Source organism: Allobosea sp. LjRoot237 (genome assembly GCF_964253285.1).
GTDB lineage: Bacteria > Pseudomonadota > Alphaproteobacteria > Rhizobiales > Beijerinckiaceae > Allobosea.
Window position 1 is genome coordinate 4,349,675 of the sequence record NZ_CAXUQP020000001.1, and the last position, 20,753, is coordinate 4,370,427.

Below are 20,753 nucleotides of genomic sequence, written 5' to 3' on the forward strand. Positions count from 1 at the left end.
ACGCGATGATAAAGCGCTGTGAGATCGAGATCGGCCCGAACGACATCCTCATTCCCGACATCGACGACGCGCTGATCGAGAGCTTTCGGTGGCGCGCCGAACTGATGGGAAGATCCTTCAGCGATTATGTCTTGGACATCCTCGCTCGTGGGGCCGACATTCCGCGCGAGCGGCTCGCGAATGCGTCGGTGATTGTTCTGGACGATGACGCATGAACCCCTTCTCCCTCACCGACGACCAGCTCGCCATCCGCGACATGGCCCAGGGTTTCGCAGCCGAAACCCTGGCGCCGCATGCCGTTCGCTGGGACGAGGAGAAGCATTTCCCGGTCGAGGAGATGCGCCAGGCGGCCGCGCTCGGCATGGGCGGCATCTACATCCGCGACGATGTCGGCGGCTCCGGCCTGTCGCGCCTTGACGCCGCGGTGATCTTCGAGGCGCTCTCGACCGGCTGCCCGACGGTCGCGGCCTATATCTCGATCCACAACATGTGCGCCTGGATGATCGACCGCTACGGGTCGGACGAGCAGCGCCAGAAGTTCCTGCCGAAGCTCTGCACCATGGAGCATCTGGCGAGCTATTGCCTGACCGAGCCGGGCGCCGGCTCCGACGCCGCCGCACTGAAGACCAAGGCCGTGCTCGACGGCGACCACTACGTGCTCGACGGCCAGAAGCAGTTCATTTCGGGCGCCGGCGTCGCCGACGTCTATGTCGTGATGGTCCGCACCGGCGAGGCCGGCCCGTCCGGCATCTCGACCATCGTCGTCGAGAAGGGCACGCCCGGCCTCTCCTTCGGCGCCAACGAGAAGAAGATGGGCTGGAACGCCCAGCCGACGCGGGCGGTGATCTTCGAGAACTGCCGCGTGCCTGTCGCCAACCGGATCGGACCGGAAGGCATCGGCTTCAAGATCGCCATGGCCGGGCTCGATGGCGGCCGGCTCAATATCGGCGCCTGCTCGATCGGCGGAGCGCAGGGCGCGCTCGACAAGGCGCTCGGCTATGCCCAGGAGCGCAAGGCCTTCGGTTCCCGCATCGCCGATTTCCAGGCCCTGCAGTTCAAGCTCGCCGACATGGCGACGGAGCTGGAAGCCGCCCGCACCTTCCTCTGGCGCGCCGCTGCGGCGCTCGATGCGAAGACGCCCGACGCGACCAAGCTCTGCGCCATGGCCAAGCGGGTCGCCACCGACACCGGCTTCGAGGTCGCCAACCAGGCGCTGCAGATCCATGGCGGCTACGGCTATCTCGCCGATTACGGCATCGAGAAGATCGTCCGTGACCTCAGGGTCCACCAGATCCTCGAGGGCACCAACGAGGTGATGCGGATGATCGTGGCGCGCTCGCTGGTCGGGCGAGCCAAGGGGAATTGAGCCCATGCCGAAAATGACGACCGAGCGCTGGAACAGACAGTTGGCGATCGGCTCGTTCGTTTCCGGAGCGCTTTATGCAGCAGCCAGAATCTCTGGCGTCCAGCAGGAGTGGATACTGGTCCCCTTGCTCTTATCTTTGAGCTTAGGGGCAGCGGCTCTTATCGGCTTCGTCTGGTGGCACCGACTGCGCTCACCGCCATCAATTCCGACGCCAAGATCGACTCAATTCCAACTAACACCGCTAGAGAGCGAAAAACGCCTGCGCGGCGATGAATGATAATAATTTCAGGGAGTTTCTGACCATGAGCACCATCGCCTTCATCGGGCTCGGCAATATGGGCGGGCCGATGGCCGGCAACCTGGTCAAGGCCGGGCACAAGGTCTTTGCCTTCGACCTCTCGCAGGCCTCGAAGGATGCGGCCGCGGCACTTGGCGTCGGCATCGCCGGCTCGGCCAAGGAAGCCGTCGCCGAGGCCGAGATCGTCGTCACCATGCTGCCGGCCGGCAAGCATGTACTCGGGGTCTGGGCCGACATCCTGCCCGCGGTGAAGCCCGGCACGCTGCTGATCGATTCCTCCACCATCGACGTCGAAAGCGCCCGCAAGGCGCATGCGCTCGCGGCCGAGCGCGGCTGCCTCTCGCTCGATGCGCCGGTCTCCGGCGGCGTCGGCGGTGCCCAGGGCGCGACGCTGACCTTCATGGTCGGCGGCAGCGCGGACGCCTTCAAGCGCGGCGAGCCGATCCTGTCGGCGATGGGCAAGAAGGTCGTGCATTGCGGCGACGCCGGCAACGGCCAGGCGGCCAAGATCTGCAACAACATGATCCTGGGCATTTCGATGATCGGCGTCTCCGAGGCCTTCGTGCTGGCCGAGAAGCTCGGCCTGTCGCATCAGGCGTTGTTCGACGTCGCCTCGACCTCCTCGGGCCAGTGCTGGTCGCTGACGACCTATTGCCCGGTGCCGGGCCCGGTGCCGACCTCGCCGGCCAACAACGACTACAAGCCCGGCTTCGCCTCGGCGCTGATGCTGAAGGACCTGAAGCTCGCCCAGGAGGCGGCGCAGGCAGCCGGCGCCTCGACCCCACTCGGCGCCGCGGCGGCGCAGGTCTACGGCCTGCACAATGCCTGGGGCGAAGGCGGCACCGACTTCTCCGGCATCATCCATCTGCTGCGCGGGCGCGGAAACACCTGAGCGGCGGCGAAGCAGCCGGCGAACATTCGTATACGTATAATTCTGCTTTCGACCCCGTTCCGATCGGAACGAAAGCGGAGTAGGACGGGAGGCATGAACGATGCCTCCCGCCGCAAAGAACGCTCAGCCCAGACCGGCTTCGCCACCAGCCCGCTCGACCGACGCGCCGATCTGCGCGACCGGCCGGACGAGGTCGCCGAATTGCGAGCGCGCAGCGATGCGCGCTTCACCGTCGTCGCCGGCGAGACGCCGATCCTGTTGCGCAGCGGCGCCGAGACCCAGACCGTCTGGTTCGACGAGAGCGGCGCCGACGGGCTCGGCCCAGCGCTGGAAGAGGTCTTCCTCGGGCTCGATCCGGATGGAGCGCCGCGCTTTGGTCGGCTGATCGACCGCGAGCTGCTGGAAGGCCTGCGCGAACAGGCGGTGCTCGTCACCACCGACCTGCGCAGCGTCGCGCTGAAGCGGCTGGTGCCGAAGGAGGAGCTCGGCCCGCTCGGCGAGGCCAAGGCCCTGCTCGACTGGCATGCGCGCCATCGCTGCTGCGCCCAGTGCGGCGCGCCGACGAAGCTCGGCTCGACCGGCTGGAAGCGGCAATGCGAGGCCTGCGGCGCGCAGCATTTCCCGCGCACCGACCCGGTCGTGATCATGCTGGCGGTGCGCGGCGACAAGTGCTTGCTGGCCCGCCAGGCCCGCTTCGCGCCGGGGATGTATTCCTGCATCGCCGGCTTCGTCGAGCCGGGCGAGACCTTCGAGGACGCGGTCCGCCGCGAGACCTGGGAGGAAGCTGGCCTGCGCACCGGCACGGTGCGTTACATCGCCTCACAGCCCTGGCCCTTCCCGGGATCGCTGATGATCGGCTGCATCGCCGAGGCGCTGAACGACGACATCGTGCTCGACGGCACCGAGCTGGAGGCCGGCCGCTGGTTCAGCCGCGCCGAGGCGCTGCAGATGCTGGAGGGCAAGCATCCTGACGAGCTGTTCTGCCCGCCGCATATGGCGATCGCCAACACGATCCTGAAAGCGTGGGCGGTCGACGGCGAGGAACCGTAAGCGCTGTTACCTTTCTCCCCTCGGGGGAGAAGGTGGCTCGGCGAAGCCGAGACGGATGAGGGAAGGGCAGGCGCCACCTTCCCTCGTCTCACCCAGTCGCGCCGCCCTCATCCGCCTGCCGGCACCTTCTCCCCCGAGGGGAGAAGGAAACGCCTTACTCCCCCGGCTCGGGGAAGCTGTCGCGGAAGGCGTGGGCGGGGTAGACGCCGAGGATTTTCATCTCCTTGGAGAAGAAGGCGAGTTCGTCGAGCGCGCGACGCAGCGCCGGATCGTCGGGATGGCCCTCGACATCGCTGTAGAACATCGTCGCCGAGAAATGGCCGTCGACCATGTAGCTTTCGAGCTTGGTCATGTTGACGCCGTTGGTGGCAAAGCCGCCGAGCGCCTTGTAGAGCGCCGCCGGCAGGTTGCGGACCTGGAAGATCAGCGTCGTCACCGTCTTGCCGGCGCCCTGGCGGGCGAATTCGGGATATTTCGAGAGCACGACGAAGCGCGTGGTGTTGTGCTTCTCGTCCTCGATATCCTCCATCAGGATGTTGAGGCCGTAGACTTCGGCGGCGATGTGCGGCGCGATCGCAGCGCGCGTCGGATCGCCCGCCTCGGCCACCTGCCGCGCGGAGCCAGCGGTATCGGCCGCGACCTCGGCCTTGAGGCCGAGTTTGCGGATGATCTTGCGGCACTGGCCGAGCGCGTGGATATGGCTCTGCACGGTCTGCAGCGTCGCCAGCGTCGCGCCCTCGACCGCCATCAGATGGAAGCGGATCGGCAGGAAATGCTCGCCGATGATGTGCAGGCCGGAGCGCGGCAGCAGATGATGGATGTCGGCGACGCGGCCGGCGATCGAGTTGTCGATCGGGATCATACCGTAGCGGGCGGCGCCATCCGAGACCGCGGCGAGCGCATCCTCGAAGGTGCGGCAGGGCAGCAGCTCGCAATCGGGGAAGACCTGCAGGGCGGCCTGCGAGGAGAAGGCTCCGGGCTCGCCCTGATAGGAAACGACGACTGACATTGGGGTCTTCAGGCTCCGGCGCGGGGTGTCAGGAACGCGCGGGCGCGGTCCAGGTCGGGAGGAGTGTCGACGCCTCGCGGGACGTGATCGATGATCATGGCGTCGATGCGCATGCCGTCCTCGAGCGCGCGCAATTGCTCGAGCTTCTCCCGCAGCTCAAGCGGCGACTGCGGCAGCGAGACGAAGCGATCGAGCGCGCGGCGGCGATAGGCGTAGAGGCCGACATGATGATAGAGCGGGCCATCGCCGTAAGGCGCCGTTGCCCGGGTGAAATAGAGCGCCCGCATCCGGCCGGGGGAAATCTCGCTGCCGATCAGCTTGACCACGCTCGGCGCGGTCTTTTCCTCTTCATCGGTGATCACGCCGGCCAGCGTCGCGATATCGACGGCCGGGTCGGCCAGCGGCTCCACCGCCGCGGCGATCGCGGCCGGCGCCAGCGTCGGGAAGTCGCCCTGGACGTTGACGATGATGTCGTGCTCGCCCTTCGGATCGATGATGTCGGCGGCTTCCTTGATCCGGTCGGAGCCGGTCTGATGCTTGGGGCTGGTCATCACCGCCCGCCCGCCGGCCTGTTCGATCGCCGCGAGGATGCGGTCGTCATCGGTCGCGACCACGACCTCGCCGACGCCCGATTCCATGGCCCGGCGCCAGACGCGAACGATCATCGGCTCGCCGAGGATGTCGGCCAGAGGCTTGCCCGGCAGGCGCGTCGCCTGCATGCGGGCGGGGATCAGGATCAGCGGGTTGGGCATTGGCTGGGGAAAGCTCGCAGGGCGGCAAAAGGTCTCAAAGCGGAGCGTGCTTATACGAGTTGCAATGCAGCGCGCAAAGCGGTTAAGCAGCGCTGACGTGCCGGTTCCGCGAGGGCCCGGCCGCAGCGCTGTCTTGCTTCGCCGACGGGCGGGCCGGGGGTTGTAAGAGACGATGAATATCGAACTGAACAAGATCGCTGGCGCAGGTCTCTCGACGCTGCTCGTCGTGATGGCCCTGAACATGGGCGCCGGCATCGTCTTCGCCCCCAAGAAGCCTGCCGTGCCGGGCTACGACCTGCCGAGCCCCGAGCCGGCCGCCGCTGGCGGCGCCGGCGCTCCGGCGGCTGCAGCCGAAGAGCCGATTGCGGTGCGCCTCGCCAAGGCCGACCCGGCCAAGGGTGAGAAGGCCGTCGGCGCCTGCAAGGCCTGCCACACCTTCGAGAAGGGCGGCGCCAACAAGGTCGGTCCGCATCTCTACGACGTCTATGGCCGCAATGAGGGCTCGGTCGCAGGGTTCGGTTACTCGGCCGCGATGAAGGGCCGGGGCGACAAGAGCTGGGACGCCGATGCGCTCGACCATTTCCTGAAGAACCCGAAGGCTTACGTTCCGGGCACCGCCATGGCCTTTGCCGGCCTGAGCAGGCCCGACCAGCGCGCCGACGTCATCGCCTATCTGAATACGCTGGCTGACTCGCCGAAGCCGCTGCCGAAATAGGCGTTTCGCGGCATCGCGGCATGGTCATATTGTCGGGTCACGCTCGCTTCATGCGCGTGACCTTGTAGACGTGGCCGGCCTTGTCATAGGTCGTCCATTCGCCGATCTGGGCGCCCGCCTCGAAATGGCCCGAGCGCAGCTTCGTGCCATCCTTGCGAAACCATTCCCAGTAGCCGTGCGGCTGACCGTCGCGCAGCTGACCGGTGGCCCATAGGCTGCCGTCCTTGTGATAGTGGCGATAGTCCTCCGAGCTTCCAGCCACGCCTTCCTCCATCCTGACTGTCGAGCCTGGCGCGCAATCGGTCGCGCCCGCCTTCGCCTTGTGGTCGCCATGCAATTGCCGTCACATGACAGGACATGCGCATCGCTCTGGCTTTAGCCGGGCACGACGACATAATCGGACAACGAATCGCAAGGGGTTATGCATGGCGATCCGGATCACCCGCCGCAGGCTGCTCGAAGCCGGTGGCGCGCTCGCAGGCGCGGCCACGCTGCCGGCCTCGCTCACGGCGGCGTTGGCGCAGGAGAACGAGGTCCATGGCCTCTCGACCTTCGGCGAGCTGGCGCTGCCGCCGGACTTTCCGCATTTCGCCTATGTCAATCCGAAGGCGCCAAAGGGCGGTTACATCACCATCCAGATCAAGCGCGGCGGCGGCAATCAGAGCTTCGACACCTTCAACACGCTGAACACCTTCGTGCTGCAGGGCGATGGCGCAGCCGGCATGGAGGCCTGCTTCGACAGCCTGATGGCGGGCTCGGCCGATGAGCCCGGCTCGCTCTACGGCCTTCTGGCGAAAAGCGTCGCGGTCTCGGCCGACAAATTGACCTATCGCTTCCGCATGCGGCCGGAAGCGAAGTTCCACGACGGCTCGCGCGTCACTGCGGGCGATGTCGCCTTCTCGCTCAACCTGCTCAAGAGCAAGGGTCACCCGACCTACCGGCTGACCCTCGCCGAGATGACCTCGGCCGTTGCGGAAAGCGACGACATCATCGTCGTCAAACTCTCGCCCAAGCGCAGCCGCGACCTGCATCTCGTCGTCGCCGGCATGCCGGTGTTCTCCGAAAAGTACTGGTCAACGCGCAATTTCGAAGCCTCGACGCTGGAGCCGCCGCTCGGCTCGAGCGGCTACAAGGTCGGCCGCTTCGAGCAGGGCCGCTTCATCGAGTTCGACCGGGTGCCGGACTACTGGGCTAAGGATCTGCCGGTGAATATCGGCCAGAATAATTTCGACCGCGTGCGCTGGGAGTATTTCCGCGACCGGCAGGTGGCGTTCGAAGCTTTCAAGAGCGGCGTGATCACCTTCCAGGAGGAGTTCACCTCGCGGATCTGGGCGACCGGCTACGACTTCCCCGCGATCAACGAGGGCAAGGTCAAGAAGGAAGCCCTGCCGAAGACCGAGCCGATCGGCTCGCAGGGCTGGATCTACAACCTGCGTCGCGAGAAATTCGCCGATCCGCGCATTCGCGAGGCGCTCGGTCTCGCCTTCGATTTCGAGTGGACCAACAAGAACATCATGTTCTCGTCCTTCTCGCGGGCGACCTCCTATTTCGAGAACTCGGATTCGAAGGCGGAGGGCAAGCCCTCGCCGGAGGAATTGAAGCTGCTCGAGCCCTTCCGCGGCAAGGTGCCCGACGAGGTCTTCGGCGAGCCCTATCTGCCGCCGGTCAGCGACGGCTCCGGCAGCGACCGCGCCTTGCTCCGCCGTGCCGACGAGATGCTGCGCGCCGCCGGCTGCAAGCGCGACGGCAATGTCATGAAGCTGCCGAACGGCCAGCCTTTCGAGATCGAGTTCCTGGATTCGACACCGTCACTGCAGCCGCACACCCAGCCCTTCCAGGCCAATCTCAAGCGGCTCGGCATCAACGCGACCTCGCGCATCGTCGACGGCGCGCAATACCAGCGCCGGATCGACGAGTTCGACTTCGACATGATCAGCCGGGCGATGACCGGCAGCGCGATCCCCAGCGACAGCATGCGCATCCTCTACGGCTCGGAAGCCGCCAAGACGCGCGGCTCGCGCAATGTCGGCGGCATCGCCAGTCCGGCGATTGATGCGATGATCGAGGCGGTCGGCCAGGCCGACAGCTATGCCGAGGTGGTCGTGGCAGCCAAATGCCTCGACCGGCTGCTGCGCGCCGGGCGCTACTGGATCCCGATGTGGTGGAACGCCAGCGAGTGGCTGGCCTATTGGGACATGTACGAGCGCCCGCAGACCAAGCCGAAATACGGCTCCGGCGCGCCAGGGACATGGTGGTACGATCCCGAAAAGGCCAAGCGAATCGGGAAGGCATAAGCGGGCATGCTGAGTTACATCGCCCGGCGTCTGGCGCTGATGGTGCCGACCCTGTTCGGCATCCTGCTGATCTCCTTCATCATCGTGCAGTTCGCGCCGGGCGGGCCGGTCGAACGCGTGATCTCGCAATTGCAGAACCCCAACAGCGGCGCGGCCGAACGCGTCGGCGGCGGCGCGGGCGGCGATGCCGGCGCGCAGGCGATGGATTCCGGCTCGGCCTATCGCGGCGCGCAGGGGCTCGACCCTGCCTTCATTAAGGAGCTGGAGAAGCAGTTCGGCTTCGACAAGCCGGCACATGAGCGCTTCCTCAAGATGCTGAAGGACTATGCGACCTTCGATTTCGGCCGCAGCTATTTCCGCGATGCGCCGGTGCTGCAATTGATCAAGGAGAAGCTGCCGGTCTCGATCACGCTCGGCCTCTGGATGACCCTGCTCTCCTATGCGATCTCGATCCCGCTCGGCATCCGCAAGGCGGTCAAGGACGGCTCGCGCTTCGACACCTGGACCAGCGCGGTCGTCATCGTCGGCTACGCCATCCCCGGCTTCCTGTTCGCGATCCTGCTGATCGTGCTTTTCGCCGGCGGCTCGTTCTGGCAGATTTTCCCGCTTCGCGGCCTGACCTCGGAGAACTGGGCGCAACTCAGCCTGCTCGGCAAGATCGGCGACTATTTCTGGCATATCGCCCTGCCGGTGCTGGCGATGGCGCTCGGCGCCTTCGCGACCTCGACGCTGCTCACCAAGAACTCCTTCCTCGACGAGATCAGGAAGCAATACGTGCTGACCGCGCGGATGAAGGGCCTGTCCGAGCGCGGCGTGCTCTACGGCCATGTCTTCCGCAACGCCATGCTGATCGTCATCGCCGGCTTCCCGGGCGCCTTCGTGCATGCACTCTTCGCCGGCTCGCTCCTGATCGAGACGATCTTCTCGCTCGACGGGCTCGGGCTGCTTTCCTTCGAGGCGATCGTCAATCGCGACTATCCCGTCGTCTTCGCCAACCTCTTCATCTTCTCGCTGATCGGCCTCGTCGTGCACCTGATCACCGACCTGACCTATGCCTGGGTCGACCCGCGCATCGACTTCGAATCGCGGGAGGCCTGAGGTGAGCGACACGCTTCTCGACATACCGCCGCCGGCGCTGCGCTCTGCCGAGCCCGCGATTGCCCCCGCGCAGGCGAACGAGGGCTGGCTCAAGCTCTCGCCGATCAACCGGCGCCGGCTCAACAGCTTCAAGGCGAACAAGCGCGGCTGGTGGTCGTTCTGGATCTTCCTGACGTTGTTCGTGCTCTCGCTCTTCGCCGAGTTCATCGCCAACGACCGGCCGCTGATCGTCCGCTACAAGGGCGAGACGCTGTTCCCGGTCGCGGTGAACTATCCCGAGGAGAAGTTCGGCGGCTTCCTCGCCACCACCGACTATCGCGACCCGACCATCGCCAAGGAGATCGCGGCCAATGGCTGGGCGCTGTGGCCGCTGATCCGCTATTCCTACCGCACCCATAATCTCGACCTGCCCGTGCCCGCCCCTGCCCCGCCGACCTGGCTGCTCAAGGACGAGCAATGCCGGCCGATCGCCGAGCGCACCGGCGGCATGACCTGCCGCGAGCTCGAATGGAACTGGCTCGGCACCGACGACCAGGGCCGCGATGTCGTCGCCCGGCTGATCTACGGTTTCCGCATCTCGGTGCTGTTCGGACTGATCCTGGCCTCGATCTCCTCGGTGATCGGCATCGCCGCCGGGGCGATCCAGGGTTATTTCGGCGGCTGGACCGACCTGATCTTCCAGCGCGTCATCGAGATCTGGACCTCGATCCCGGCGCTCTACCTCTTGATCATCGTCGCCGCGATCATCACGCCGAGCTTCTTCGTGCTGCTCGGCATCCTGCTGCTGTTTTCCTGGGTCGCACTCGTCGGCGTGGTCCGCGCCGAGTTCCTGCGGGCGCGGAATTTCGAATATGTCCGCGCCGCGCGGGCACTCGGCCTCTCCAATCGGGCGATCATGGTCAAGCACCTGCTCCCCAACGCCATGGTAGCGACGCTGACCTTCCTGCCCTTCATCCTCAACGGCTCGATCACCACGCTGACCTCGCTCGACTTCCTCGGCTTCGGCCTGCCGCCCGGCTCGCCCTCGCTCGGCGAATTGCTGGCGCAGGGCAAGGCCAACCTGCAGGCGCCCTGGCTCGGCCTCTCCGGCTTCGTGGTGATCGCGCTGATGCTGTCGCTGCTGATCTTCATCGGCGAGGCGGTCCGCGATGCCTTCGACCCGCGCAAGACCTTCGCATGAGGGCCGTGCTATGATCGCCCCGAGGAGAGAGGCGATGAACAAGATCGTGCGCGAGCACTATCCGGTCGAGAACCTGCCTGAGGATTTGCGGGCGGAGCTGGGGCTTGCAAAGACGGTTAAGGTCGTCATCGAGGCGGATGAAGTCGATGCGAAAAGCGCAGCGCGCGTAGCTGCGATCGCCGAGCTGTTGGAACATCGGCGAAAGCTGAAGCCCAGCGCCAACGACTCGGTCGCGCGCGTCCGAAAGCTCCGCGACGAGTGGAGCCGATAGCGATCGTGGCTGGGCTGGTTTATCTTGACGCCTGCGCGATCATCGACGCCATCGAAAAACCGACGGCAGAAGGCCAGGCCCTGATCGATCTGATCGCCGAGGGAGCCGGTACCGAGACACCTTTCATCACCAGCGATCTTTCACTCACCGAAGTTCTTGTCGATCCAATTCGAGGCCTCATCGACCGCGCCGGGACGGATGAGAATCCGGAGAGCCGATTTCATCACGATTGGTACACGGGCAACCTCGTACCCGATGGTCTGCTTATTCAAACAAAGGCCATCGATCGCGATATTCTTGTGCAAGCAGCGCTCATGCGGGCGCGCGTCCGGTCTCTGAAGGTTCCGGACGCCATCCACGCAGCTACTGCTTTCCGGTTCAACTGCACCCATTTCGTAACCGGCGACGCGAAGTTGATACGCGGTATCCAGCGCGATCCAGCTTGGTCCATTTCTCCGCGGAAGTTCAATTTCGTCCCGTTGAATGCCAACGCATTGGACGCCTTGAGAAACGAGCTGACTTCGTGAGTTCCTCTCCCCTCCTCTCCGTCCAGGACCTCTCCGTCGCCTTCCGTCAGGGCGGGCAGGAGACGCTCGCTGTCGACAAGGTTTCATTCGAGATCGCCAAGGGCGAGACGCTGGCGATCGTCGGCGAATCCGGCTCGGGCAAATCGGTCTCGGCGCTGTCGATCCTGAAGCTCCTGAACTATCCGGCGGCGTATCATCCGTCCGGCAAGGTGCTGTTCAACGGCCAGGACCTGATCGCCGCCGACGAGGACGCGATGCGCAAGGTCCGCGGCAACGACATCACCATGGTGTTCCAGGAGCCGATGACCTCGCTCAACCCGCTGCACCCGATTGCGCGGCAGATCGGCGAAATCCTCGAACTGCACAAGGGCCTGCGCGGCGAGAAGGCGCGCGCCCGGACGCTCGAGCTGCTCGCGCTCGTCGGCATCCGCGACGCCGCGAGCCGGCTCGACGCCTATCCGCACCAGCTTTCCGGCGGGCAGCGCCAGCGCGTGATGATCGCCATGGCGCTCGCCAACGAGCCCGACCTCCTGATCGCCGACGAGCCGACCACGGCGCTCGACGTCACCGTGCAGGCGCAGATCCTGACGCTGCTGAAGGAGTTGCAGGGTCGGCTCGGCATGGCGATCCTGTTCATCACCCACGACCTCGGCATCGTCCGGCGCATCGCCGATCGGGTCTGCGTCATGCTGAAGGGCAAGATCGTCGAGCAGGGGCCGGTCGCCGAGATCTTCGATAAGCCACAGCATGCCTATACGCAGCGCCTCCTCGCGGCCGAGCCGAAGGGCCGGCCCGAGCCTGTGCCCGACGGCGCCCCGATCCTGCTGGAGGCCGGGCCGGTCAAGGTCTGGTTCCCGATCAAGACCGGGCTGCTGCGCCGCACCACCAGCCATGTGAAGGCGGTCGACGGCATCTCGGTCACGGTACGCGAGGGAGAGACGCTCGGCATCGTCGGTGAATCCGGCTCGGGCAAGACCACGCTCGGCCTGGCGATCCTGCGCCTGATCTCCTCGGAAGGGCCGATCGTCTTCCTCGGCGACCGCATCGACGGGCTGAAGAGCAAGGCGGTCCGGCCGAAGCGCAAGGACCTGCAGGTCGTCTTCCAGGACCCCTATGGCTCGCTCTCGCCGCGCATGTCCGTCGCCGACATCGTCGCGGAGGGGCTGACCGTCCAGCAGAAGGGGCTGAGCTATCAGCGCCAGCGCGAGATCGTGGCGCAGGCGCTCGCCGATGTCGGGCTCGATCCTTCGACGATGGACCGCTATCCGCATGAATTCTCGGGCGGCCAGCGCCAGCGCATCGCGATCGCCCGCGCCATGGCGCTCGACCCGAAGTTCGTGGTGCTCGACGAGCCGACATCGGCGCTCGACATGTCGGTACAGGCGCAGATCGTCGAATTGCTGCGCGGTCTGCAGGCCAGGCGCAAGCTCGGCTACCTCTTCATCAGCCACGACCTCAAGGTGGTCAGGGCGCTGTCGCACCGGGTGGCGGTGATGCAGAACGGCAAGGTGGTCGAGGAAGGGCCGGCGGAAGAGATCTTCCAGCGTCCGCGCGAGGCCTACACGCAGGCGCTGCTGGCGGCCGCGCTCAATCTCGAGCCGGTGGATAGCGCCGCGGTGCGGGACTGACGATGGCGCGCGCCATCCTGATCGTGCTCGATTCCGTCGGCTGCGGCGGTGCCGAAGATGCCGCCGCCTATGGCGACGAGGGCGCCGATACGCTCGGCCATATCGCGCAGGCCTGTGCCGAGGGGCGCGGCGACCGCGACGGCCTGCGCAGCGGGCCGCTCGATATCCCCAACCTCGCTCGGCTCGGCCTGAGCCATGCCTGCGAGGCCTCGACGGGTAAGCCGCTCGCCGGCGTGATGCGGCCAATGGCGCCGCAAGGGCAATACGGCTACGGCGTCGAGATCAGCCAGGGAAAGGACACCCCATCCGGCCATTGGGAGATCGCCGGCTGCCCGGTGCCGTTCAAATGGGGCTACTTCACCGCGCTGGAGAACACGTTCCCGCCCGACCTTGTCGCCGCCATCATCCGCGAAGGCGCCCTGCCCGGCATCCTCGGCAACAAGCACGCCTCTGGAACGGCCGTGATCGACGAGTTCGCCGAGGAGCACATCGCGACCGGCAAGCCGATCTGCTACACCTCGGTCGACTCCGTGCTGCAGATCGCGGCGCATGAGGAGCATTTCGGCCTGGAGCGGCTTTACGCACTCTGCCGGAAAGCCCGCGTCCTGGTCGACCCGTTGCGGATCGGCCGCGTCATTGCTCGCCCCTTCGTCGGCACGACCGAGACAGGCTTCACCCGCACCGGCAACCGCAAGGACTTTGCCATCCCGCCACCGGACGAGACCATCCTCGACCGGCTCGCAAGCAAGGGCCGGACGGTCGTGACGGTCGGCAAGATCGGCGACATCTTCGCGCACCGGAACACGGCTGAGGAGATCAAGCCGTTCGGCAACGCCGCCATGTGGGCGGCGGCGCTGGAGGCGTTCGCGCGGCTGCCGGATGGCGGCTTCTGCTTCGTCAACCTCGTCGATTTCGACACCGAATACGGCCATCGCCGCGACATTCCGGGCTATGCGGCGGCGCTCGAAGCCTTCGATCGCGACTTGCCGAGGCTCGAGACGCTGCTCCGCCCCGGCGACCTCGCCATCATCACCGCGGATCACGGCAACGACCCGAGTTGGCCCGGATCCGACCATACGCGTGAGCATGTGCCGATCCTGGCCTTCGGCCCGGACGTGGCAGCTGGGTCGATCGGGCGTCGCGAGAGCTTCGCCGACATCGCGGCGACGCTCGGAGACTGGCTGAAGATCGGCGCCGTCGGGCCCGGCCAGATCTGGTAGATCAGGCCGCGGCGACGCGCTCGCAGAACTCGGCCACCTCGCGGCGGATGCGCTGCGCCTGCGTCGCGAGATCGGCCGACGAGCTCTGCAAGCTGCCTGCGGCAGCATAGGTCCGCTCGGTCACCGCCTCGAAGCTCTGCAAGGTCTGGGCGCTGCGGCTGGCGCCATCGGAGGAAACCTGAACCTCGCGCGCGATCTCGGCGGTGGCGCGATCCTGCTCGCCGACCGCATAGGCGATCGCGACCGAGACGGTCTCGACCTCGCCGATCGCCGCGACCATCTCGCGGATCGACCTGAGCGAACGTTGCGAGGCGGTCTGGATCGCTTCGATCGAACGCGCCACCTCCTCGGTCGCTGTCGCCGTCTGCGCCGAGAGCGTCTTGACCTCGCTGGCGACGACGGCAAAGCCTTTGCCCATCGCGCCGGCACGCGCCGCCTCGATGGTCGCGTTCAGCGCCAGCATGCTGGTCTGTGCCGCGATACCGCGAATGATCTCCGCCACGGCGCCGACGCTTTCCCCGGTGCGTGCCAACGCCTCGATCTCGGTGCTGGCAGCCCGCGCTAGCCTGGCGGCCGATTGCGAGCTGCCGGCCGATTGCGTGACGTTGCGGCCGATCTCGGCGATCGAGCTGGCAAGCTCCTGGCTGGCTGCCGCCGTCTGCTCGATGCTGGTCGTCACCTCGGTCGAGCTGCGCGAGACCAGCGTGATCTGCTGGCGCGCCCGGTCGGAGGCGCCGGTGAGGCCACGGGCATCGACCTGCATCACTTCGGACGCCTTGTCGAGGACGGCCATCGCGCCGTCCATCTCGTCGCGGAAATGCTCGACCATGGCACGCAAGCGCTCGGCGCGTGCCTCGGCCTCGTCGGCGAGCGCCCGCTCGCGTTCGCCCGTCAGTCGCTCGCGCTCGGCGACTTCTTCGGCTCGGTGCAGATTGGCCTCGGTCTGTGCGAAGATGCGCGCCGTCATCACTGCGATCACCGCGAGGAAGGCGGTTTCGACGACCACGATGACGGCATGCAGCAGCACCCGCAGTAGATTGCCACCTTGATAGAAGACAGCGGCGGGCAGGACGAATTGCAGCACCAGATGGTGCGCCGCCGTAAGCGCAGCGCCCAGGATGATCGGCCGCCAGTCGCAGAAGCCGGCGAGCAGCGCGAGCACGGCGAAGTAGTACATGTGCATGTCGGGCTGCCAGGGATGCCCGGAGAAGACCGCGACCAGAATCGAGACCTGGCCGATCAAGGCGACGGCGATCGCGCATTGCGCCAGCAACGTCGCACCGACAGCGCGATAGGCCAGCAGCGCCGCGAGCGCGAGCAACAAGGCGCTCAGCCCCGGCACCAGCCCGTCACCGGACTGCAGCAGGGACACCATCGCGAGCAGCGGGACGTGGAGGAAGGCGAGGCCGACGAGGCAGCGCGCGACGAGGTCGCGAAGGCCGGGCAAAGTCAAGGTCATAGGCGGCTCGCTTCGGCCTCTGATGAGATGATGCATCCGGCAAGCCCGTCGAGACGCAGCATCAGCATGGCGCCGACAGGTCTCGCCGCCGGCACCATCCCAGCTTCTGGCGCAAGGACGACGACAAAGGGCACTGCACCTTGCCGCAGGAGCCTGGCGCCGGTCGCGAGACTGCGCGCCACGGCCTCCTCACCGGAGACCCAGGGCGGAAAGATCACTGCCAGCGGCGCGGCTGGGCCGGCGACAGGACCGGGCAAGCTGGCGAGGGTTACGAGGCCGGAGCAGAGCGCCAAGCCTGCGATCAGCCCGATATCGCGCCACCGCCTTAGCTGCCGAGAGCGGACATTGGTCGGTATCGCGACGGTGCTCATTCGTCAGATCGATTCTCGGCTTGGCTAACGTAACGTTGCCCTCAGTGAAGCTCCTGGGCCCTGCCCCTTAAATTTCGATTAATCAGGCAACTTGGCGTCAATGATTACCCCCCGCCTTAGAATATAGCTTTTACTGATTATAAAGAAGGCAAGAGTACACTCTATGGTTGTAACCTCCCGTGGAGTGAACATGCCATGCGCTCGTTCATCCGCCGCCTACGGATTGATTGCTCCGCCGCCACCGCCGTGGAATTCGCCTTCATCGCGCCACTTCTGCTGCTGCTCCTTTTCGGCATCATCGGCTACGGACACGCGTTTGGCGTGTATCATGGCGTGCAGCAACTCGCAGCGGAAGCGGCCCGCGCCTCAGTCGCCGGGCTCGACGATGCCGAGCGCGAGCGGCTAGCACGCGGCTTCGTCACCCGCAGCATCAGCTCATACGCCTTCCTCGAAGCAAGCAAGCTGACCGTGCGGACGACCGTGACCGGCGCGCCCTCGCCGAGCTTCGAGGTCGCGATTGCCTACGACTACTCGGACAGCATCTTCAACCGCCTCAATTCCATAGTTGCGCTGCCGACACCGACGGTGGAACGCCGAGCCGTCGTGCAGCGCGGTGGCTACTAAACCCGTCCCTCAACGGAAACGGTAAGGGAGGCCGTCATGATCAATCTCTTACGGAGGCTGTTTGCGGACCGCCGCGGCCTCTCATCGATCGTTTTCGCCGGCAGCTCCATGGTTCTGTTCGGCTTCGGCACGATGGCCGTCGATGTCGGGAGCTTCTTCTACCAAAAGCGCCGGCAGCAGACCGCGACGGACCTCGCCGCGCTCGCCGCCGCAGCGGACCTCGGCAGGGCGGACGCCGCCGCACGATCAAGCGCCGGACGCAACGGTTATACCGCAGTTGCAGTCGAAAGGGTGCAGCTGGGCACCTATACGGCGGACGCGACGCTCGCGCCCGAGCTGCGCTTCCAACCGGGCTCAGCGGCCATCGCGAACGCTGCCCGGATCGAGATGCGTGCGACCACCCCGATGATCCTTGGCCGTGTGATCGGAGCGAGCGGCCTCGGCAACGAAGCCGGCGACGTGACGATCCTGACGCGGGCGACCGCCGCACAGGACATGCAGGCCGCCTTCGCCATCGGCTCTCGGCTGGCCCGGGTCGAAGGCGGCGCCCTCAACGGCCTGCTCGGCGGCCTGCTCGGGACGAGCCTGTCCCTGTCGGTCATGGACTATGAGGGGTTGGCGCGGGCCCGGATCGACCTGTTCGGTTTCGCGCGGCAATTGGCGACGCGCGCCTCGATCTCCGCATTGACCTTCGACGAGGTCATCCGCGCCCAGGTTCGCATCGGGGACGTCATTCTGGCGGCGCAGGACGCGGCCCGCGATCAGGGCGCGGGCAGCGATGCGATCGCGGCGCTAGGGCGTCTCGCGACCGCGCTCGCCGGCTCGAGCCAGCGCATCAACCTGCAGAGCCTCGTCTCGTTCGGCACCTATGGCAGCCGTCAGCTGAGCGAGGAGGTGCCAATCAAGGCATCGCTCTCGGCGCTCGACCTCGTCTCGGCCACGGCGCAGGTCGCCAATGGCGCCCGCCAGCTCGATCTTGGCCTGGCGGTCAACGTGCCCGGCCTCGCCTCGGTGTCGCTGAAGCTCGGCATTGGCGAGCGACCGGTCGGCAGCAGCCTGGTGCGCGTAGGCCGCAACGGGGCTACGGTCCACACCGCCCAGACGCGCCTGCTGCTCACCCTCACCCTCGTCGGTAGCGGCCAGGCCTCGCTGGTCAAGCTGCCGCTCTATCTGGAACTCGCCTCCGCCACGGCCCGCCTGACCGCGATCTCCTGCGGCGCCGGCGACATCACTGGCGCGCGGGTGACGCTAGGCGTGACGCCGGCCGTGGTCGATGCCTGGATCGGAGAAGTCTCCAATGCCGAATTCAGCAATTTCAGCACGCGCCCGAACCCTCCGGCTGCGACGCTGCTCAATTTGCTCGGCCTCGCAAAGGTGACGGGCCGGGCGCATGTCACGATCAGCAATACCAGCGAGACCCCGGTCAGCTTCAGCTATGCCGAGATCCAGCGCGTAGAAAAGAAGACGACCTCGACGCAGAACTTCGTCGCGAGTCTGCTGTCGCGCTTGGTTGGCGACCTTGAGCTGCGCGTCGACCTGCTGGGGGGAGTGCTCGGACTTCCCATACCCGGGCTCGAGGGCGCCGTCTCCGGCGTCATCGCCGGCGCTGCGGCGCCGCTCGACCAGGTGCTGACGAGCCTGCTCAATACGCTCGGGATCGGGCTCGGTCAGGCTGACAGCTGGGTCAGCGGCGTGCGCTGCGGCGGGGCGGTCCTGATCCTGTAGAGCTTCAGGACCGCAGCCGGGTCTTGATCCGCTGCATCAGGCCGTCGCGGACGGCGCGATAGGCTTCGAGGACCTGCTCGCGCGAGCCTTGCACGATGGTAGCATCCGGTGTCGGCCAGTATTCGACATCGGACGCGACGGTGCGGGTCAGATCGAGCGCCTTGTGATGCGCCTCGGGCGAGAGCGTGACGATCAGATCGAAGTTGAGACCCTCCCATTCTTCCAGCTCCTCGAGCGATTTCGGCTTGTGTTTGCGGGCATCGATGCCGATCTCGTCGAGGACCTCGAGTGCGAAGGGATCGACCTCGCCTTTGCGGGCCCCGGCTGACTGGACGTAGACCGACTTGCCAAAGAAGTGCTTGGCCATGGCTTCGGCCATGGGCGAACGCACCGCGTTGTAGGCGCACATGAACAGTACGCTCTGGAGCTTGCGCGAGGCGGGCGGCTCCAAGCGCTCAGCCCTTCCAGTGCAGTGCGTAGATCAAGGTGAAGAGGCGGCGGGCGGTCTCGTTGTCGATCTCGACCTTGTTGGTCAGCCGTTCGACCAGCAGGCGAGCTGCCTCGTCGTGCAGGCCGCGACGCCCCATGTCGATCGCCTCGATCTGCGCCGGCGTCGCCGTGCGGATGGCGGCATAGTAGCTGTCGCAGACCAGCTCATAGTCCTTGATGATGCGCCTGAACGGCGTCAGCGAAAGATGGTGCGTGACGACAGGGGCGCCATCAGCGCTCTTGATCTCGAAGGCAAGGCGTCGCTCGACCAAGGCGAGATGGACGGCATAGGGCCCGCCATCGAAATCCGGCACGGCGAAGTGGTTGCGCTCGATCAGGTCGTAGATCGCGACGGCCCGCTCATGCTCCTGGTCGGCGGCGCCGCGCCCGAGCGAGGCTTCGTCGAGCGTGACGGCGACCAGATGGTTGCGTTCCGACATGTCTTCTCCGCGCAGCCGGTCGCGAGCGCAGAATCGCTGCGCCCGATGTCAGCCGTTGAGTCGGATCGTCACGGAACGCGCGTGGGCCTGCAAGCCCTCGGCTTCGGCGAGCTCGGTCGCGGCGCCGGCGAGCGCCCGCAACGCTGCAGGGTCGCATTTCAACAGCGAGGTGCGCTTCATGAAATCGGGCACACCCAGCCCCGAGGAGAAGCGCGCCGACCGGGCCGTCGGCAGGACATGGTTCGAACCGCCGACATAGTCGCCGATCGCCTCGGGCGTATGTCCGCCGAGGAAGATCGCGCCGGCATTGCGGATCCCTCCCGCCAGGCGCTCCGGTTCGGCGGCAATGATCTCGAGATGCTCAGGCGCCAGCCGGTTGACCAGCGGGATCGCCATGTCGAGCGCCTCGACAAGAACGACCGCACCGAACTCACGCCAGCTCGCAGCGGCGATCTCGGCGCGCGGCAAGGTCTTGAGCTGGCCTTCGACCGCGCGCTCGACCGCATCGGCAAGCGTGACATCGTCGGTGATCAGGATCGATTGGGCGGCCGTATCGTGCTCGGCCTGGGCGAGGAGGTCGGCGGCGATCCAATCGGGATTGGCGCTGGCATCGGCCAGGACCAGCACCTCGGACGGGCCGGCGATCATGTCGATGCCGACCGTGCCGAAGACCCGGCGCTTGGCGGCGGCGACATAGGCGTTTCCGGGACCGACGATCTTGGCGACGGGTGCGATCGTCGCGGTACCATAGGCCAGAGCGGCGATCGCCTGCGCACCACCGATACGATAGATCTCGTCGATGCCGGCGAGCTTCGCTGCCGCAAGCACGAGCGGATTGCCATCACCGCGCGGCGTCGGCGCGACCATGACGAGGCGCTCGACGCCGGCGACCTTGGCCGGAACCGCGTTCATCAGGACGGACGAGGGATAGCTCGCCGTACCGCCCGGGACGTAGAGGCCGACGGCCTCGATCGCGCTCCAGCGCCAGCCGCTCTCGACGCCAAGCGCATCGCGCAACCAGGAATCGGCCGGCTTCTGGCGCAGGTGATAGGTCTCGATCCGGGAGCGAGCCGTCTCAAGCGCATCGAGTTGCTCACGCGAGCAGGCGGCCACCGCCGCCTCGACCTCGCTGTCGGTGACGCGCAGGGTCTGCGGCGTCAGCGAGAGCTTGTCGAAGCGATCGGTGTATTCGATCAAGGCCGCATCGCCGCGGGCGCGGACATCGGCGATGATCGCGGCTGCGACCTGGTCGACATCCTCGGAAACCTCGCGCTTCATCGCGAGCAGAGCGGTGAACTCGCGCTCGAAACCGGCATCGCGTGCGTCAAGCCTGATCGGCATCGGA

General features: G+C 66.4%; 23 protein-coding genes. 15 read left to right on the forward strand and 8 right to left on the reverse strand.

Translation table 11 applies throughout. From position 1 onward, the window contains the following. The first annotated feature begins 5 nt into the window (after positions 1-5). The 5 genes from ACSQ24_RS21060 (at position 6) to nudC (ending at position 3,606) form a co-directional block, all read left to right on the forward strand. A complete protein-coding gene (locus ACSQ24_RS21060) occupies positions 6-215 on the forward strand; it encodes a hypothetical protein (protein WP_436096565.1) in 210 nt (69 codons plus the stop codon). Further along, positions 212-1,366 (forward strand): isobutyryl-CoA dehydrogenase, encoded by a 1,155-nt coding sequence (locus ACSQ24_RS21065; protein ID WP_436096566.1) that lies wholly within the window; start codon positions 212-214, stop codon positions 1,364-1,366. The genes ACSQ24_RS21060 and ACSQ24_RS21065 overlap by 4 nt, the downstream gene beginning before the upstream one ends. Before the next feature lie 4 nt (positions 1,367-1,370). Beyond that, positions 1,371-1,643 (forward strand): hypothetical protein, encoded by a 273-nt coding sequence (locus ACSQ24_RS21070; RefSeq protein WP_436096567.1) that lies wholly within the window; start codon positions 1,371-1,373, stop codon positions 1,641-1,643. A gap of 25 nt (positions 1,644-1,668) precedes the next feature. Then, positions 1,669-2,556 carry a 3-hydroxyisobutyrate dehydrogenase gene (mmsB, locus tag ACSQ24_RS21075; protein WP_436096568.1) on the forward strand — a complete coding sequence of 296 codons (888 nt, stop codon included), beginning with the start codon at positions 1,669-1,671 and terminating at the stop codon, positions 2,554-2,556. A 93-nt stretch (positions 2,557-2,649) separates the two neighbouring features. After that, a complete protein-coding gene (gene nudC / locus ACSQ24_RS21080) occupies positions 2,650-3,606 on the forward strand; it encodes an NAD(+) diphosphatase (protein WP_436096569.1) in 957 nt (318 codons plus the stop codon). A gap of 154 nt (positions 3,607-3,760) precedes the next feature. On the opposite strand, the gene ACSQ24_RS21085 is transcribed toward nudC, so the two are convergent. Together ACSQ24_RS21085 and ACSQ24_RS21090 are read right to left on the reverse strand one after the other, a co-directional pair. Continuing rightward, positions 3,761-4,615 (reverse strand): prephenate dehydratase, encoded by an 855-nt coding sequence (locus tag ACSQ24_RS21085; RefSeq protein WP_436096570.1) that lies wholly within the window; start codon positions 4,613-4,615, stop codon positions 3,761-3,763. An 8-nt stretch (positions 4,616-4,623) separates the two neighbouring features. Continuing rightward, positions 4,624-5,367 (reverse strand): 3-deoxy-manno-octulosonate cytidylyltransferase, encoded by a 744-nt coding sequence (locus ACSQ24_RS21090; RefSeq protein ID WP_436096571.1) that lies wholly within the window; start codon positions 5,365-5,367, stop codon positions 4,624-4,626. Between the two features lie 172 nt (positions 5,368-5,539). Here ACSQ24_RS21090 and ACSQ24_RS21095 point away from each other — a divergent pair, with 172 nt between their 5' ends. Next, positions 5,540-6,082, forward strand: a complete 543-nt coding sequence (locus tag ACSQ24_RS21095) for a c-type cytochrome (RefSeq protein ID WP_436096572.1) — start codon at positions 5,540-5,542, stop codon at positions 6,080-6,082. Positions 6,083-6,119: 37 nt separating this feature from the next. On the opposite strand, the gene ACSQ24_RS21100 is transcribed toward ACSQ24_RS21095, so the two are convergent. Continuing rightward, positions 6,120-6,344 carry a toxin-antitoxin system YwqK family antitoxin gene (locus tag ACSQ24_RS21100; protein ID WP_436096573.1) on the reverse strand — a complete coding sequence of 75 codons (225 nt, stop codon included), beginning with the start codon at positions 6,342-6,344 and terminating at the stop codon, positions 6,120-6,122. Between the two features lie 163 nt (positions 6,345-6,507). Between ACSQ24_RS21100 and ACSQ24_RS21105 the strand changes: the two genes are divergently transcribed. Genes ACSQ24_RS21105 through ACSQ24_RS21135 form a run of 7 tightly spaced genes read left to right on the forward strand, consistent with a single transcriptional unit; the run spans position 6,508 to position 14,300 of the window. Beyond that, positions 6,508-8,376: an extracellular solute-binding protein gene (locus ACSQ24_RS21105; protein WP_436096574.1), complete on the forward strand. Its 1,869-nt coding sequence runs from the start codon at positions 6,508-6,510 to the stop codon at positions 8,374-8,376. Positions 8,377-8,382: 6 nt separating this feature from the next. Next, the gene (locus ACSQ24_RS21110; protein WP_436096575.1) at positions 8,383-9,474 is read left to right on the forward strand and encodes a microcin C ABC transporter permease YejB; all 1,092 of its coding nucleotides are present in this window, start codon (positions 8,383-8,385) and stop codon (positions 9,472-9,474) included. Between the two features lies 1 nt (position 9,475). Beyond that, positions 9,476-10,654 carry an ABC transporter permease gene (locus tag ACSQ24_RS21115; protein WP_436096576.1) on the forward strand — a complete coding sequence of 393 codons (1,179 nt, stop codon included), beginning with the start codon at positions 9,476-9,478 and terminating at the stop codon, positions 10,652-10,654. A gap of 34 nt (positions 10,655-10,688) precedes the next feature. Continuing rightward, positions 10,689-10,925: a hypothetical protein gene (locus ACSQ24_RS21120; protein ID WP_436096577.1), complete on the forward strand. Its 237-nt coding sequence runs from the start codon at positions 10,689-10,691 to the stop codon at positions 10,923-10,925. Positions 10,926-10,930: 5 nt separating this feature from the next. Further along, a complete protein-coding gene (locus ACSQ24_RS21125) occupies positions 10,931-11,452 on the forward strand; it encodes a type II toxin-antitoxin system VapC family toxin (RefSeq protein WP_436096578.1) in 522 nt (173 codons plus the stop codon). Then, positions 11,449-13,080 carry an ABC transporter ATP-binding protein gene (locus tag ACSQ24_RS21130; RefSeq protein WP_436096579.1) on the forward strand — a complete coding sequence of 544 codons (1,632 nt, stop codon included), beginning with the start codon at positions 11,449-11,451 and terminating at the stop codon, positions 13,078-13,080. The genes ACSQ24_RS21125 and ACSQ24_RS21130 overlap by 4 nt, the downstream gene beginning before the upstream one ends. A gap of 2 nt (positions 13,081-13,082) precedes the next feature. Further along, the gene (locus tag ACSQ24_RS21135; protein ID WP_436096580.1) at positions 13,083-14,300 is read left to right on the forward strand and encodes a phosphopentomutase; all 1,218 of its coding nucleotides are present in this window, start codon (positions 13,083-13,085) and stop codon (positions 14,298-14,300) included. A gap of 1 nt (position 14,301) precedes the next feature. On the opposite strand, the gene ACSQ24_RS21140 is transcribed toward ACSQ24_RS21135, so the two are convergent. Both ACSQ24_RS21140 and ACSQ24_RS21145 read right to left on the reverse strand, forming a co-directional pair. Next, on the reverse strand, positions 14,302-15,759 hold the full coding sequence (locus tag ACSQ24_RS21140) for a methyl-accepting chemotaxis protein (protein WP_436096581.1): 1,458 nt from the start codon (positions 15,757-15,759) through the stop codon (positions 14,302-14,304). Further along, positions 15,756-16,130 (reverse strand): hypothetical protein, encoded by a 375-nt coding sequence (locus ACSQ24_RS21145; protein ID WP_436096582.1) that lies wholly within the window; start codon positions 16,128-16,130, stop codon positions 15,756-15,758. Before ACSQ24_RS21145 ends, ACSQ24_RS21140 begins: the two co-directional genes overlap by 4 nt. Before the next feature lie 195 nt (positions 16,131-16,325). Between ACSQ24_RS21145 and ACSQ24_RS21150 the strand changes: the two genes are divergently transcribed. Further along, the gene (locus ACSQ24_RS21150) at positions 16,326-16,754 is read left to right on the forward strand and encodes a TadE/TadG family type IV pilus assembly protein (RefSeq protein WP_436096583.1); all 429 of its coding nucleotides are present in this window, start codon (positions 16,326-16,328) and stop codon (positions 16,752-16,754) included. Between the two features lie 36 nt (positions 16,755-16,790). After that, complete coding sequence (locus ACSQ24_RS21155; protein ID WP_436096584.1) at positions 16,791-18,479, forward strand: pilus assembly protein TadG-related protein; 1,689 nt, start codon at positions 16,791-16,793, stop codon at positions 18,477-18,479. 4 nt (positions 18,480-18,483) lie between these two features. Here the strand turns inward: ACSQ24_RS21155 and ACSQ24_RS21160 are convergent, their stop codons facing one another. The 3 genes from ACSQ24_RS21160 to hisD are packed head-to-tail and all read right to left on the reverse strand — an operon-like array spanning position 18,484 to position 20,749. Next, positions 18,484-18,888, reverse strand: coding sequence for a low molecular weight phosphatase family protein (locus ACSQ24_RS21160; protein ID WP_436097940.1), 405 nt, complete (start codon positions 18,886-18,888; stop codon positions 18,484-18,486). 46 nt (positions 18,889-18,934) lie between these two features. Next, complete coding sequence (locus tag ACSQ24_RS21165) at positions 18,935-19,408, reverse strand: UPF0262 family protein (RefSeq protein ID WP_436096585.1); 474 nt, start codon at positions 19,406-19,408, stop codon at positions 18,935-18,937. 48 nt (positions 19,409-19,456) lie between these two features. After that, on the reverse strand, positions 19,457-20,749 hold the full coding sequence (gene hisD, locus ACSQ24_RS21170; RefSeq protein WP_436096586.1) for a histidinol dehydrogenase: 1,293 nt from the start codon (positions 20,747-20,749) through the stop codon (positions 19,457-19,459). Positions 20,750-20,753 lie beyond the last annotated feature (4 nt).

Bases quoted from the DNA above. Each gene is read 5' to 3' on its own strand.
- ACSQ24_RS21070 (WP_436096567.1), top strand. From the start codon at position 1,371: ATGCCGAAAATGACGACCGAGCGCTGGAACAGACAGTTGGCGATCGGC.
- ACSQ24_RS21120 (WP_436096577.1), top strand. From the start codon at position 10,689: ATGAACAAGATCGTGCGCGAGCACTATCCGGTCGAGAACCTGCCTGAG.
- ACSQ24_RS21085 (WP_436096570.1), bottom strand. From the start codon at position 4,615: ATGTCAGTCGTCGTTTCCTATCAGGGCGAGCCCGGAGCCTTCTCCTCG.
- ACSQ24_RS21145 (WP_436096582.1), bottom strand. From the start codon at position 16,130: ATGAGCACCGTCGCGATACCGACCAATGTCCGCTCTCGGCAGCTAAGG.
- ACSQ24_RS21140 (WP_436096581.1), bottom strand. From the start codon at position 15,759: ATGACCTTGACTTTGCCCGGCCTTCGCGACCTCGTCGCGCGCTGCCTC.
- ACSQ24_RS21065 (WP_436096566.1), top strand. From the start codon at position 212: ATGAACCCCTTCTCCCTCACCGACGACCAGCTCGCCATCCGCGACATG.
- hisD (WP_436096586.1), bottom strand. From the start codon at position 20,749: ATGCCGATCAGGCTTGACGCACGCGATGCCGGTTTCGAGCGCGAGTTC.
- ACSQ24_RS21160 (WP_436097940.1), bottom strand. From the start codon at position 18,888: ATGTGCGCCTACAACGCGGTGCGTTCGCCCATGGCCGAAGCCATGGCC.
- ACSQ24_RS21060 (WP_436096565.1), top strand. From the start codon at position 6: ATGATAAAGCGCTGTGAGATCGAGATCGGCCCGAACGACATCCTCATT.
- ACSQ24_RS21090 (WP_436096571.1), bottom strand. From the start codon at position 5,367: ATGCCCAACCCGCTGATCCTGATCCCCGCCCGCATGCAGGCGACGCGC.
- ACSQ24_RS21155 (WP_436096584.1), top strand. From the start codon at position 16,791: ATGATCAATCTCTTACGGAGGCTGTTTGCGGACCGCCGCGGCCTCTCA.
- ACSQ24_RS21105 (WP_436096574.1), top strand. From the start codon at position 6,508: ATGGCGATCCGGATCACCCGCCGCAGGCTGCTCGAAGCCGGTGGCGCG.
- ACSQ24_RS21135 (WP_436096580.1), top strand. From the start codon at position 13,083: ATGGCGCGCGCCATCCTGATCGTGCTCGATTCCGTCGGCTGCGGCGGT.
- mmsB (WP_436096568.1), top strand. From the start codon at position 1,669: ATGAGCACCATCGCCTTCATCGGGCTCGGCAATATGGGCGGGCCGATG.
- ACSQ24_RS21110 (WP_436096575.1), top strand. From the start codon at position 8,383: ATGCTGAGTTACATCGCCCGGCGTCTGGCGCTGATGGTGCCGACCCTG.
- ACSQ24_RS21165 (WP_436096585.1), bottom strand. From the start codon at position 19,408: ATGTCGGAACGCAACCATCTGGTCGCCGTCACGCTCGACGAAGCCTCG.
- ACSQ24_RS21150 (WP_436096583.1), top strand. From the start codon at position 16,326: ATGCGCTCGTTCATCCGCCGCCTACGGATTGATTGCTCCGCCGCCACC.
- nudC (WP_436096569.1), top strand. From the start codon at position 2,650: ATGAACGATGCCTCCCGCCGCAAAGAACGCTCAGCCCAGACCGGCTTC.
- ACSQ24_RS21095 (WP_436096572.1), top strand. From the start codon at position 5,540: ATGAATATCGAACTGAACAAGATCGCTGGCGCAGGTCTCTCGACGCTG.